Origin of the sequence: Stenotrophomonas sp. PS02297 (assembly GCF_029959705.1) — a bacterium.
Lineage (GTDB): Bacteria > Pseudomonadota > Gammaproteobacteria > Xanthomonadales > Xanthomonadaceae > Stenotrophomonas > Stenotrophomonas nitritireducens.
The window spans coordinates 1-13401 of record NZ_JASCOS010000096.1; the positions used below are offsets into that span (position 1 = coordinate 1).

Consider the following 13401-nt stretch of genomic DNA (forward strand, 5'->3'; position numbering starts at 1 on the left):
GGGGGGGGGGGGGGGGGCCGCCCCCCCCCCCCCGCCGGCGCCGCCGGGGGGGGGGGGGGGGGGCCCCCCCCCCCCCCCCCCCCCCCGCCCCTGCCTGCGAAACGATCCCCGGCGGAATGGCGGATTTTCCCCCTTCACGCATCTACCCGTTTGGTCCATGATGCGCGCCCGCCGGAACCCGGCGGGCGCGCAGCTGCGTGGCAACGGATGCTGCGTCCCTCCCCCAACGGTGATCGCATCTGTTCATGGCGCCCCTCGCGGGCGCTTTTTTTCGTAGGCAGTAAAGGAAACGCAAAACGATGTATCTGAAGTCGACCCCCCTCCGCTCCGCGATCGCGCTGGCCCTTGCCACCGCCTGCAGCGCCCCCGCCCTCGCCCAGTCCAATGACGGCACCACCACCCTGGACCGTGTCGAGATCACCGGCTCGCGCATCCGCCAGGCCAACGTCGAGACCGCCAAGCCGGTCATCGCGCTGACCCGCGCCGAGATCGAGAAGAAGGGCTACGTCAACGTCGCCGACATCCTGCAGGACGTCACTGCGGCCGGTTCGCCGGCGCTGAGCCGCGCCTCGGCGCTGTCCTCGGCGCGCGACTATGGCGGCATGTTCGTCAGCCTGCGCAACCTCGGCCCGGAACGCAGCCTGGTGCTGGTCGATGGCCGCCGCATGGGCGTGAGCGCGGGCGGCTATTCGGACGTGGGTTCGATCCCGTCGGCGATCGTCGAGCGCGTGGAAGTGCTGACCGACGGCGCCTCGGCACTGTATGGCTCCGACGCCATCGCCGGCGTGGTCAACATCATCACCCGCAAGAACTTCGACGGCGGCCAGGCCAACGCCTATGTCGGCCAGTACAGCGAAGGCGACGGCCAGAAGCGCTCCTACAGCGCCACCTACGGCAAGACCTTCGAGCGCGGCTGGGTCACCGTCGGCGCGGAGAAGGTGAAGGAAGACCCGGTGCTGGGCGGCGCGCGCGAATTCACTGCCTATCCGAACGGCCCGTACCACCCCACCGACGGCCTCAACGGCACCACCGAATGGGGCTCGGTCACCGTCGATGGCAAGGTCATCAGCGTCGGCCCCGGGGGCGATCCGTCCAGGGTGGAAGACTTCAAGCCGCTGGACCGCTCGGTCTACGCCAACACCAAGACCAACATGACCCTGCTGTCGGGCCTGGAGCGCCGCTCGGCGTTCGCCAACGGCGGCTTCCAGATCACCGACGACCTGCGCGTGGTCGCCGACGTGCTGTACAGCGAGCGCGAATCGCTCAAGCAGCTGGCCGGCTACCCGTACTCGGTGTCCTCGGCGCAGGCCGCCAGCGGTGCGCGCGCGATGCTGTCCAAGGACAGCGCGTTCAACCACTGGGGCAAGGACGTGCTGTTCTCGCACCGCACCGAGGAGTTCCCGCGTGCGACCAACAACAGCCTGACCACCAAGCGCGCCAGCCTGGGTCTGGAAGGCAGCTTCGAAACCGGCTCGCGCTTCTGGGACTGGAACGTGGGCTACATGTTCAACCGCAACGAGGGCGAGCGCCGCACGCTGCAGAGCATGTACCAGCCCAACGTCAACAAGGCGGTGGGCGCTTCGTTCATCGACGACAACGGCGTGGCCCGCTGCGGCACCCGCGACAACGTGATCGAAGGCTGCGTGCCGTGGAACCCGCTGGCGCCGATGGGCAGCAACAGCCCCGGCTCGCTCAGCGGCGATCCGGCCGTGCGCGACTACCTGTTCCGCAGCTTCGTCGACGACATCCAGAGCACCACCAAGGTGATCAGCGCCAACATCTCCGGCTCGCTGTTCAGCCTGCCGGCCGGCGACGTGATGGCCGCGATGGGCGTCGAGCACCGCAGCGAGGAAGCCAGCTACACCCCCGACCTGATGGTGCAGAACGGCGAGATCGCCGGCACCAGCGGCCAGCCGACCCGTGGCGACTACAAGCTGGACGAGGTCTACCTGGAACTGCAGGTGCCGCTGCTGGCCGACCTGCCGTTCGTGCGCGAGCTGTCGCTGGACGTGGCCGGGCGTTACTCGGACTACAACAACTTCGGCGGCACCACCAACAGCAAGTTCGGCCTGAAGTGGAAGCCGGTGGACAACCTGCTGGTGCGCGCCACCTACGGCACCGGCTTCCGTGCGCCGACCGTGGACGACCTGTACGGCGGCACCGTCACTACCCGTGACCGCATCACCGATCCGTGCGACCGCTCCTTCGGCGCGGCCGCGCGCAACAGCGAAGTGGCCGCACGCTGCACCGCCGCCGGCATGGGCAGCGACTTCCGCCAGAAGACCGGCGACGGCGAACTGGCCAGCACCTCCGGCGTGCAGGCGGTGACCGACTTCACCTCCGGCTCCAACCCGGACCTGAAGCCGGAAACCGCCAAGACCTGGACCGTGGGCCTGGTCTACAGCCCCGACTTCGTCTCCGGCCTGGACCTGAGCCTGGACTGGTGGAAGATCCGCATCGACAACGTGATCGTCGGCGAATCGGCCACCGACATCCTCAACCAGTGCTACGTGCAGGGCATCGCCTCGGCGTGCTCGCGCTTCACCCGCTACACCTCCGGCACCAACAAGGGCCAGGTCAGCGGCATGAACCGCTCGCTCAACAACGCCGGCTACCAGGAAACCGCCGGCTACGACGTCGGCGTGCGCTACCGCCTGCCGGAGCTGGCGATCGGCCAGATCTCGCTGCGCCTGAATGCCACCTACGTGGACTACCTGGCGCGCAAGAGCGACAGCGAAGCCACCACCCCGGTCGACCAGTACACCGGCTGGGGCGGCAACTTCCGCGTGCGTTCGAACTTCAGCGCCGACTGGCAGCGCGGCGACTTCGGCCTGACCTGGAGCACCCGCTACTACTCCGGCATGAAGGAAAAGTGCTCCTACGACCTGGACGGCGGCCCGGAGTGCAACCTGCCGGACTTCCGCTCGCCGTATACCGACGTGCAGCCGAGCAGGAAGGTCGGCTCCAACTCCTTCCACGACCTGCAGGTGCGCTATGCCCTGCCGTGGAACGGCACCGTGTCGCTGGGCGTGAACAACGTGTTCAAGCATGAAGGCCCGATCATGTACAGCCAGCCGAACAGCAGCTTCACCTACTACGGTGGCTTCGACATCGGCCGCTTCATGTACATGAAGTACCAGCAGCGCTTCTGATCGTCCGGTCAGCGACGCGTTCCATCCGGCAAAGGCACCGCAAGGTGCCTTTGCTTTTTCCGCATCCGGCGGAAGCCGAACCCGAACACCACACAACGGTCATCTTCCTGTCATCCCCGCGCGGTAGAGCCGCGGCGGCGCAGGCGCTACCGTGGCGTTCTTCCCCCTTTCGGATCACCGCCATGCTGCGTTCGCTGGCGCTGGCCGGCGTCTGCGTGATGCTGGCCGGCTTCGCTTTGTCCTCGCCGATGCCGCCGCTGTCGCTCAGCGCGCGGCTGGCCGCGCCCGGCGGCACCTCGCCGATGGTGCCCACCGCGCGCATCGACGCCCTGCTCGCGCGCCTGCCGCACCGCCAGGGCATGGTGCCCGGCAGCGAGGGCGTGGCGCTGCACTGGCTCGCCCTCGACCCCGGCGATTACCGCCTGCAGTACCGCTATCTGGGCAAGGGCGGGCGCTTTCCCGAGTTTTCGCTGGACGCCACCGCACCGGCCGCGGACGCCATGCCGCCCGCGCCGCGCGGCACGGTGATCCTGCTGCATGGCTGGATGATGGATGGCGGCTCGCTGCTGCCCTGGGCGCTGGAGCTGGCGCAGGACGGCTACCGCACCATCGCCCTGGACCTGCGCAACCACGGCCGCTCCGGGCAGGCGCCCTCCGGCTACGGCACCCGCGAAGGCGACGACGTGGCCGCCGCGCTGCGCGCGCTCGACGCCCGCGGCGAGATCAGCGGACCGGTGCACCTGCTCGGCGTGTCCTACGGTGCGGCCACCGCGATCTTCGCCGCGCGCGAACTCGGCCCGCGGCTGCGCAGCGTGGTGGCGATGGAATCCTTCGACAACGCCGGCCAGGCGATCCGCGCGATGGTGCCGCACATGCTGTCGCGCCCGCCCGAACGCATCAGCGACTACGTCGCGCTGCCGCTGGCGCGCTGGCAGTACGGTGGCAGCGGGCTGGACGCGGCCATCGCCGCCGCCGACCGCAGGCTCGGCATCGACCTGGACCGCGTGGATGTCGGTCAGGCGCTGGCGCAGGTGCCGGCCTGCGTCCTGCTGCTGCATGGCCGCGACGATGCGCACATCCCCGTCGCGCAGGGCCGCGCCCTGGCCGCCGCCGCGCCGCGCGCGCGCTACCTGGAGCTGCAGGGCGAGGACCACCTGACCCTGCCGCTGCGGCTGGACCGCCTCTCGGGCGTGGTCGACGACTGGTTCGCGCAGGCCGGCAACGACGGGGCGCCCTGCCCGATACCTGCCGCACCCGCATCCGGCGGAACGGTCGTGGCGGCATCCCCGGCCACGGGTGCGGCGCCAGTCCCGAAGGACTCGGCCGGGAAAGCGTTTCGCGGCTGAAGCCGTTCCTACCGTGCCAGGGCCTGCGAACGCGCCCGTGCCGCGGCGCGCACGCCGGCGGTCGCGAACACCACCAGCCCGGCCCAGATCAGGCCGAAGCCGACCAGCTGCGAGGGCGCGAACGGTTCGCGCAGGATCAGCACGCCGATCAGGAACTGCAGCGTCGGGCCGATGTACTGCAACAGCCCGACCACCGACAGCGGAATGCGGCGCACGCCGTAGGCGAAGGCGATCAGCGGCACCGCGCTGACCACGCCGGCCAGCACCAGCAGCGCATCGTTGCCCCAGCCCCAGCCGGACACGAAACCGCCGCCGTGGCCGTTCTCGGCCCACAGCGCATAGGCCAGCGCCGGCGCCACCATGAACAGGCTTTCCACGCCGAGCCCGGTCACCGCCTCGACCACCACCAGCTTGCGCAGCAGTCCGTACAGGCCGAAGGTGATCGACAGCCCGATCGCGATCCACGGCGCGCGCCCGCTCTGCCAGGTCAGCCAGGCCACGCCCAGCGCCGCCAGCGCCACCGCCAGCCATTGCAGCCGGCCCAACCGCTCGCGCAGCACCGCCACGCCCAGCACCACGCTCAGCAGCGGATTGATGAAATAGCCCAGGCTGGTCTCGACCACGTGGCCGGCGTTCACCGCCCAGATATACAGGCTCCAGTTGGCGCCGATCAGCAGGCTCGACAGCCCCAGCAGCCAGAACCGCCGTGGCGTCGCCCACACCTCGCGCAGCCAGCCCCAGCCGCGCACGAGGCCCAGCCCGCCGATCAGCAGCACCGCGCTCCAGATGATGCGGTGGGCGATGATCAGGAACGACGGCACTTCGATCAGCAGCCGCCAGTACAGCGGGAACAGGCCCCAGATGACGAAGGCCAGGGTGGTGGCCAGCAGGCCGTTGCGGTGTTCGTGGGCGGGCGTCATGCGCGGCGCATCCGGGCCAGGGTGATGACCACGACGCCGGCCAGGATCACCGCCATCGCACCGATGTCGGCAGCGCTGAAGCGCTCGTGCGCGATCCACGCGCCCAGCGCCACCGCGATTACCGGGTTGACGTAGGCATAGCTGCTGGCCAGCACCGGGCGCACGTTGTGCAGCAGCCACACGTAGGCGGTGAAGGCGACGATGGAGCCGAACACGCACAGGTAGGCCACCGCCAGCACGCCCTGCAGCGACGGCGGCGCGGTCATGCGTTCGCCGCGCAGCAGGCCGGCCACCACCAGGATCGCGCCGCCGCACAGCATCTGCCCGGCGGCGGTCATGAACGGCGACGGCAGGTCGCGCCCGCGCGACCAGATCGAACCGGCGGCCCAGCCCAGCGGCGCCACCAGCAGGAACACCAGCCCGGCCGGCGTCGCGGTCAGGCTGCTGCCGGCGTTGAGCCACAGCACGCCGGCGAAACCGACCGCGATGCCCAGCCATTCGCCGCCGGTCACGCGCTGCCCGCGGAACGCGGAGAACAGCGCCATCCACAGCGGCACCGAGGCCACCGCCACCGCGGCCAGGCCCGAGGACACGTCGCGCTCGGCCAGCACCACCATGCCGTTGCCCAGGAACAGCAGGCTCAGGCCCATCACCGCCAGCGTCCGCCACTGCGCGCGCGTCGGCGGGGCCACGCCGCGCCAGCGCAGCAGCGCATAGAGCACGCCGCCGGCGATGACGAAGCGGGTGCCGGAGATCACCGACAGCGGCGGCATGCCGCCCTCCAGCGCAAGATGGATGCCCAGGTAGGTCGAACCCCAGACGACGTACACGAGGAACAGGGCCAGAACGACAAGGCCGCTCCGTGGAGCAGCCGACGTGGTGGGGGGCGCAGACATGGGGCAGGTACCGCCATCCGGGGGAATGCGGATTCTAGGGCACCGCGGCGCTGGCGATCAGCGCGAAAAACGGCATGCTGTATCCGCCCCGGCCGCGCCTGGCGGCGGGGTCGCCCCGGCCATGCCCGGCCGGGCGCGGACAGCCGCTTTCCACGCGAGGACCTTTCCCGGCATGCGCACTTCCACGGCCGCCGCCACCGCCGCACGACCGGAGCGCACCGCGCTGCGGCGCTCCATCGCCAATACCCTCAAGGGCTCGGCCGGCAACCTGGTCGAGTGGTACGACGTCTACGTCTACTCGGTGTTCGCGGTGTATTTCGAGTCGCGCTTCTTCTCCGCCGCCGACAGGAATTCCACGCTGTACGTGTGGGCGATCTTCGCCGCCACCTTCCTGATGCGGCCGGTGGGCGCGTGGTACTTCGGCCGCTTCGCCGACCGCTACGGCCGACGCCTGGCCCTGACCGTCTCGGTGTCGGTGATGGCCGGCTGTTCGTTCGTGGTCGCCATCACCCCCACCGCCGGCACGATCGGCATCTGGGCGGCGCTGATCCTGCTGCTGGCGCGCCTGCTGCAGGGCTTCGCCACCGGCGGCGAGTACGGCACCAGCGCCACCTACATGTCCGAAGCGGCCCTGCCCGGCCGCCGCGGCTTCCTGTCCTCGTTCCACTACGTCACCCTGGTCGGCGGCCACGTGCTGGCGCAGCTGACCCTGCTGGCGATGCTGCTGTTCTGGGACCGGCCGCAGATTTCCGAATGGGGCTGGCGCATCGCCTTCGCCCTGGGCGGCGTGGCGGCGATCGTGGTGTTCTGGCTGCGCCGCTCCATGGACGAATCGCTGGAAGCGTCCTCCATCGCCGCCGCGCGCGAAGGCAGGGCCCGCGCCGCCGGCTCGATGCGCGAACTGTTCGTGCACCAGTGGCGGCCGCTGCTGCTGTGCTTCCTGATCACCGCCGGCGGCACCGTCGCGTTCTACACCTATTCGGTGAACGGGCCGAAGATGATCCAGAGCGCCTTCGCCGGCGACGACCCGATGACCGGCACCCTGATCAACCTCGGCGTGCTCGTGTTCCTGATGCTGCTGCAGCCGGTCGGCGGCTGGCTCTCGGACCTGGTCGGCCGCAAGGCACTGCTGGTGTTCTTCGGCGTCGGCGGCGTGCTCTACAGCGGATACCTGGTAACCCGGCTGCCGCAGCAGCACGACGCACTGGCCGCGTTCGCGACGCTGGCGGTCGGCTTCATCATCCTCACCGGCTATACCTCGATCAACGCGGTGGTGAAGGCCGAACTGTTTCCAACCCACGTGCGCGCGCTCGGCGTGGGCTTCGGCTACGCACTGGCCAACTCGCTGTTCGGCGGCACCGCGCCGCTGCTGTACCAGGCCGCGCTGCGCACCGGCCACGTCGGCGCGTTCGCGCTCTACGTCACCGCGGTGATCGCCGTGTCGCTGCTGGTCTACGTGTTCTTCCTGCAGAACAAGGGGCCGAACTGGCTGGACGGCACGCGCTGATCCGCCGCGCCGTGCTGCCGCATCAGCGGCGCGCGGCGTCGCTGGCCTCGCGCGCGGCCTCGAACTCGGCGCCCTTGTCCCAGGCGGGCCAGCGCCGGCTGTTGGCCAGTTCCAGCCCCAGGTCGTAGACCAGCAGCGTGTCGGCGGCCAGGCCGCGCGCATCCCACTGCGGCGACCACGCGTCGCAGGCCTGGTGGTAGCACCGGGCGAAGTAGGCATCGCGCAGCGCGCGGCCGGCGGCGACGCCGCCGTCGCGCTTGTCCAGGCCGGCGCCAACGGTGATCGCCGGCACGCCCTTGCGGGCGAAGGCGAAATGGTCGGCGCGGTAGAAGAAGCCGGCCTCCAGGTTCGGATCCGGCGACCAGCGCCGTCCGCGGGCCTGCGCCACACGCGCCACATCGCCCTCCAGCGACACGCGGCCATTGCCCCAGGTGGCGATGTCGGCGGTTTCGCCGTCCGGGCTGAACATCTCGATGTTCAGCACCGCGGCGGTCTTCTCCAGCGGTGCCAGCGGATGCTCTGCGTAGTAACTGGCGCCGAGCAGGCCCTTCTCCTCGGCGGTCAGCGCGATGAAGTACAGCGTGCGCTGCGGGCGCGGGCCGGCGGCGAACACGCGTGCCAGTTCCAGCACCGAGGCCACGCCGGTGGCGTTGTCGATGGCGCCGTGACGAATGCTGTCGCCACTGGCGTCGGGCTGGCCGATGCCGAACGCATCCCAGTGCGCGGAGAAGACCACCGATTCGTCCGGATGCGCCGCGCCTTCCAGTTTCGCCACCACGTTGCGGGTGATGACCGGCTCGCGCTTGACCTTGAAGCGGGCCGACAGGCGTGCATCGCCCAGTTCCACCGGGCGGAAATCGGCGCGCATCGCCTTGCGCTTCTCTGCTTCGAAATCCAGCCCGGCGGCGGCGAAGATGCGCTCGGCCAGCGCGCGCTGCATCCAGCCGCGCAACGGCGTGTGCAGCGCCCGCGCGTCGGCATCGCTGCGCTGGATGTCGAACAGCGGCGAGGTGCCGGAGGCCTTCACCGTCGCCCACGGATACGCTGCCGGCGCGGTCTCGTGCACGATCAGCACGCCCGCCGCGCCGCGCCGCGCGGCTTCCTCGAACTTGTAGGTCCAGCGGCCGTAATAGGTCACCGCCCTGCCGTCGAACGCGCCCGGCGCGTCGGCCCCGAAGTCGGCATCGTTGATCAGCACCACCGCGATCCGGCCGTGCAGGTCCACGTCCTTGTAATCGTTCCAGTGCCGCTCCGGCGCGTCGATGCCGTAGCCGACGAACACCAGTGGCACGTTCTCCAGGTCCACGTCGCCGAGCGGGCGCAGGCTCTGCAGGGTCACATCCTCGCCATTGACCAGCGCCTGGCGCTTGCCGGCCAGCTGCAGGCTGGCATCGATGGCACCGTCCACCTGCGCGCGCACCAGCGGCACCTCCTGCACCCAGCCGCCGTCGCTGCCGCCGGGCTGCACGCCGGCCTTGCGGAACTGCTCGACCAGGTAATCGACGGTGCGCTGTTCGCCGGCGGTGGCCGGCGCGCGGCCTTCGAACTCGTCCGAGGCCAGCACCCGCACATGTTGCGACAGCGCTTCCGGGTCGATGCCGCCACCGGGCAGGTCGTTGGCCGCGCTGGCGATGCCGCCGACGAACAGGCAGGACGACAACAACAGCATGCGCATCGGATTCACGGCGGTACCAGACAGCAGGAGAAGCGCGTGATTTTACCCGCAGCAACGCAGCTTGGCTGCTGCGGTACGCCTTCCCGGTTCAACCGGTGCACATGGAGGCGCGGGCCATGGTGCAGGGATTGTCCGGCCCCGTCGCGCACCGGCGTGCGCTCCTATGTACGGCCGCGATCCAGCCAGCATTCCAGGCCCTGGGCGTTGAGTTCGATGTCCATGCCGAGCACGCGCAGCACGCCGGCGTCGTCGAGCCGGCAACCATGCGCGCGGGCGCGCTCCAGGCACAACTCGCCCAGCGCCGCCACCAGCGCGCGGTGGCGGTCGGCGCGGCCATCGCAGGCGCGGGCGATGGCGGTCATCGCGTCGATCTGCACGTGCAGGTCGGCGGCCAGCCGCGCGGTGTCGCGCACGCGCCCATAGTGGGTCAGGTACATCGCTTCCGGCTCCCGCGCCATCAGCCGGTCGATCGAGGCATGCAGCGCCTCCGGCTCGAACTGCACCGGCGAGGTGGTGGGAACGATGAAGGCGCCCTGCGCGCTGTCCAGTTCGCGGTAGGACAGGCCGAAAGTGTCGCCGGTGAACCAGCCGCGGCTGGCCTCGTCCCACACGCACAGGTGGTGGCGCGCATGGCCGGGGGTGTCGATGCACAGCAGCTCGCGCCCGCCCAGCGACAGGCGGTGACCGTCTTCGGCCACCACCACGCGCTCGCCCGCCACCGGCACGATCCGCCCGTAGCTGCGCGCCATTTCCGCTTCGCCGTAGACCGCGGTGGCGCCGGCGACCAGCCGTGCCGGGTCGATCATGTGCGGCGCCCCGCGCGGGTGCAGCAGCAGCCGCGCATTGGGCAGGCGCTGCATCAGCGCACCGGCGCCGCCGGCATGGTCCAGGTGCACGTGGGTCAGGATCAGCCAGTCGATGGCATCCACGCCCAACCCGGCCCGCTCCACCGCCGCCAGCAGGTTCGGCAGCGAGTGGCTGGTGCCGCAATCGATGAAGGCGCCGCGGCCATTGCCCACCAGCAGGTAGGCGGCATCGAAATGGTCGCGCTGGAAGGCGGTGTCGATGACGTGGATGTCGTGCTCGGCGCTCATGCAATGGCTCCCGGGATCCGACCCGATGCTGTCACCGCCACCGGAACGCGGCAATACGGCTTTCGTCGGGTCTGCGGGCGCCTCCGCAGGAGCGGCTTCAGCCGCGATGGGGAATCCGCAGGGCAAACCCTTTGAAGGCTGAAGCCGGTCCTGCGAGAGAAGGCGGCCTTACCGGCGGCGCAGCACGCGCGGCCGCAGCAGCAGCGCCAGCACCATCACCGCGAGGAAGCCGCCGTAGGCGTAGAGCACCGCCAGGATCTGCTTCCACATGGTGTCCGCATCGACGTCGGCCGCGCCGATGCGGTAACCCCAGTGCATGGAGCAGACGCTGACCAGCAGGGCCAGCGCCAGCACGCAAGCGTCGAACACGGTGCGCGCGCGATGCCGCGGCTGGCGCGGGAACCACCAGTACAGCCCGGCCATCACCCCGAACCAGGGCAGGAACAACAGCAACGACAACCAGGCCATCGTGAGCTCCGTGTTGGGCGCGCGCCGGCAGGGCGGGCGCCGTGGCAGGCGGCGGGAAAGCGCCGCGTCAGTCCGCTTCGCGCAGCTGGCGCAGGGCCGCCAGCACCGTATCGACATCCGCTTCGAGCGTGTACTGCCCGCCCTGCAGCGCATCGCCGTGTCCGGCCTGCTTGAGCGCGGCGATCAGCTGGCCGGCATCGCGCGGCGAATCGAAGCCCTGGCTCTGCACCAGCAGCGCGCCCTCGCCGTCGAGCAGCTTGAAGTAGAAGCGGCCGTCCTTCTCGCGGTACTGCTTGAACAGCGGCAGCGCGGCCTTGGCGGCGGCCGCGGCCCTGGGCTTGTCGCCGGCGGCGGACAGGTCACGCAGGCCCACGGCGTGGCGCAGTTCCTTCAGCAGCGGGATGGCGAACTGCTCGCGCAGCTGCTGGCCGCGCCGGCGCAGGATCGCCTCGATCTTCTCCGGCTCGGCCATCAGCGCGTTGTAGCGCTCGCGCAGCGGCGCCAGTTCGCCGTCGATGCGTTCGAACAGCTGCTGCTTGGCCTCGCCCCAGCCGATGCCGGCGGCAAACGCCGCGGCGAACGCGGCGGTCTGCTCGGCCGTGGCGAAGGCCTGGTACATCTGGAACAGCGCCGAGCCCTCGGTGTCCTTGGGCTCGCCGGGCGCGCGCGAGTCGGTGACGATGGAGAACACCAGCTTCTTCAGCTCCTCGCGCGGGGCGAACAGCGGGATGGTGTTGTGGTAGCTCTTGCTCATCTTGCGGCCGTCGAGGCCGGCCAGCGTCGCCACCTGCTCGTCGATCACCACTTCCGGCAGGGTGAAATATTCCTTGCCGTAGATGTGGTTGAAGCGCTGGGCGAAATCGCGCGCCATCTCGATGTGCTGGATCTGGTCGCGGCCCACCGGCACCTTGTCGGCGTTGAAGATCAGGATGTCGGCGGCCATCAGCACCGGGTACATGAACAGCCCGGCGGTGACGCCGGCATCGTCGTCCAGCTGCTCCTCGCGGTTCTTGTCCACGGCCGCCTTGTAGGCGTGGGCGCGGTTGAGGATGCCCTTGCCGGCCACCACGGTCAGGAACCACAGCAGCTCGGTGGTTTCCGGGATGTCGCTCTGCCGGTAGAACCACACCTTGTCCGGGTCCAGGCCGCAGGCCAGCCAGCTGGCGGCGATCTCCAGCGTCGAACGCTGGGTGCGCTCGGGCTCCTGCGACTTGATCAGGCTGTGCAGGTCGGCCAGGAAGAAGAAACTCTCGATCTCCGGCGCGCGGCTGGCCGCGATGGCCGGGCGGATGGCGCCGACGTAGTTGCCGAGGTGGGGAGTGCCGGAAGGGGTGATGCCGGTGAGGACGCGGGTAGTCATGAACGCAGACGTGACGGACGGATTAACCGGCCCAGTGTAACCGCCGCGCGCCAACCCCGCCGCCCGCACCGGTCCGTTCATGGCTCCGTCCCCCGGCCAAGGAGCCCGCCATGTACCGCTTTTCCGCCTGCCTGCTGACCATCCTTGCCCTGTGCGGCTTCCGCGCCGTGCCGCCCCCCGCCACGGGACCGGTGGCCCTGTCGCTGTTCGACCGCGATACCGGCGAGGAGCTGGCCCAGTACCCGCACCGCGGCGATCGCTGGGTGGCCGGCACCCCCGGCCACCGCTATGCCGTGCGCCTGCGCAACCTCACCGGCGAACGCGTGCTGGCGGTGCTGTCGGTGGACGGGGTCAATGCCATCAGCGGCGAAACCGCCGCCCCGGACCAGGCCGGCTACGTGCTCGAGCCCTGGCAGGACAGCGAGATCACCGGTTGGCGCAAGTCGTCGGCGGAGGTGGCGCAGTTCGTGTTCACCGACCACGGCGACAGTTACGCCAGCCGTACCGGCCGCCCGGCCGACGTCGGCGTGGTCGGCATCGCGGTGTTCCGCGAGGCGCGCCCGGTCTACATCGCGCCGCAGCCGATGCCGCGCCGGCCCGCGCCGGTGATCGCGCAGGACGCGCGCGCCGACCGCGCGATGGCCCCGCAGGCGCCGGTCGCGCACGCGGAAGTGCGCGAGCGCCAGCAGTTGGGCACCGGCCATGGCGAGCGCGAAGGATCGGCCAGCCGCGCCACCCGCTTCGAGCGTGCCAGCGGCACGCCGGTCCAGCTCGGCCAGCTGCGCTACGACGCGCGTGCGCGCCTGGTGGCGATGGGCGTCCTGCCGCGCCAGCGCGTGGACACCGCGCCGCGTGCGTTCCCCGGCGGCTTCGTGCCCGATCCGCCGGTGCGCGGACGCTGATCGCCCATGACAGGGACGGGCCGCAGTGCGGCCCGTCCCTCGTGCATCACTGGCGCTGCGCGCCGGTCACCGGCGCCGCCG

The 13401-nt window shown here is 70.6% G+C and carries 10 protein-coding genes; 4 read left to right on the forward strand and 6 right to left on the reverse strand.

Going from position 1 to position 13401, the window contains the following annotated elements; translation table 11 throughout:
* Positions 1-299 precede the first annotated feature (299 nt).
* A complete protein-coding gene (locus tag QMX80_RS14995) occupies positions 300-3152 on the forward strand; it encodes a TonB-dependent receptor (protein WP_273081136.1) in 2853 nt (950 codons plus the stop codon).
* A gap of 182 nt (positions 3153-3334) precedes the next feature.
* The gene (locus tag QMX80_RS15000) at positions 3335-4498 is read left to right on the forward strand and encodes an alpha/beta fold hydrolase (RefSeq protein ID WP_282277861.1); all 1164 of its coding nucleotides are present in this window, start codon (positions 3335-3337) and stop codon (positions 4496-4498) included.
* Between the two features lie 8 nt (positions 4499-4506).
* On the opposite strand, the gene rarD is transcribed toward QMX80_RS15000, so the two are convergent.
* Both rarD and yedA read right to left on the reverse strand, forming a co-directional pair.
* Entirely contained in the window at positions 4507-5418 is a 912-nt protein-coding gene (gene rarD / locus QMX80_RS15005; RefSeq protein WP_282277862.1) for an EamA family transporter RarD, read from the reverse strand.
* Positions 5415-6314: a drug/metabolite exporter YedA gene (gene yedA, locus QMX80_RS15010; RefSeq protein ID WP_273081142.1), complete on the reverse strand. Its 900-nt coding sequence runs from the start codon at positions 6312-6314 to the stop codon at positions 5415-5417. The genes rarD and yedA overlap by 4 nt, the downstream gene beginning before the upstream one ends.
* 172 nt (positions 6315-6486) lie before the next feature.
* Between yedA and QMX80_RS15015 the strand changes: the two genes are divergently transcribed.
* On the forward strand, positions 6487-7821 hold the full coding sequence (locus QMX80_RS15015) for an MFS transporter (RefSeq protein WP_273081144.1): 1335 nt from the start codon (positions 6487-6489) through the stop codon (positions 7819-7821).
* 22 nt (positions 7822-7843) lie between these two features.
* Here the strand turns inward: QMX80_RS15015 and QMX80_RS15020 are convergent, their stop codons facing one another.
* From QMX80_RS15020 to QMX80_RS15035, 4 genes are all read right to left on the reverse strand, one after another.
* Entirely contained in the window at positions 7844-9496 is a 1653-nt protein-coding gene (locus QMX80_RS15020; RefSeq protein WP_282277875.1) for a M28 family metallopeptidase, read from the reverse strand.
* Between the two features lie 161 nt (positions 9497-9657).
* A complete protein-coding gene (locus QMX80_RS15025; RefSeq protein ID WP_282277866.1) occupies positions 9658-10590 on the reverse strand; it encodes an MBL fold metallo-hydrolase in 933 nt (310 codons plus the stop codon).
* 168 nt (positions 10591-10758) lie between these two features.
* Positions 10759-11058, reverse strand: coding sequence for a hypothetical protein (locus tag QMX80_RS15030; RefSeq protein ID WP_055766666.1), 300 nt, complete (start codon positions 11056-11058; stop codon positions 10759-10761).
* Between the two features lie 67 nt (positions 11059-11125).
* Positions 11126-12418 (reverse strand): tryptophan--tRNA ligase, encoded by a 1293-nt coding sequence (locus QMX80_RS15035; protein WP_282277869.1) that lies wholly within the window; start codon positions 12416-12418, stop codon positions 11126-11128.
* Between the two features lie 110 nt (positions 12419-12528).
* Between QMX80_RS15035 and QMX80_RS15040 the strand changes: the two genes are divergently transcribed.
* Positions 12529-13320, forward strand: coding sequence for a hypothetical protein (locus QMX80_RS15040; protein ID WP_282277870.1), 792 nt, complete (start codon positions 12529-12531; stop codon positions 13318-13320).
* Positions 13321-13401: the final 81 nt, after the last annotated feature.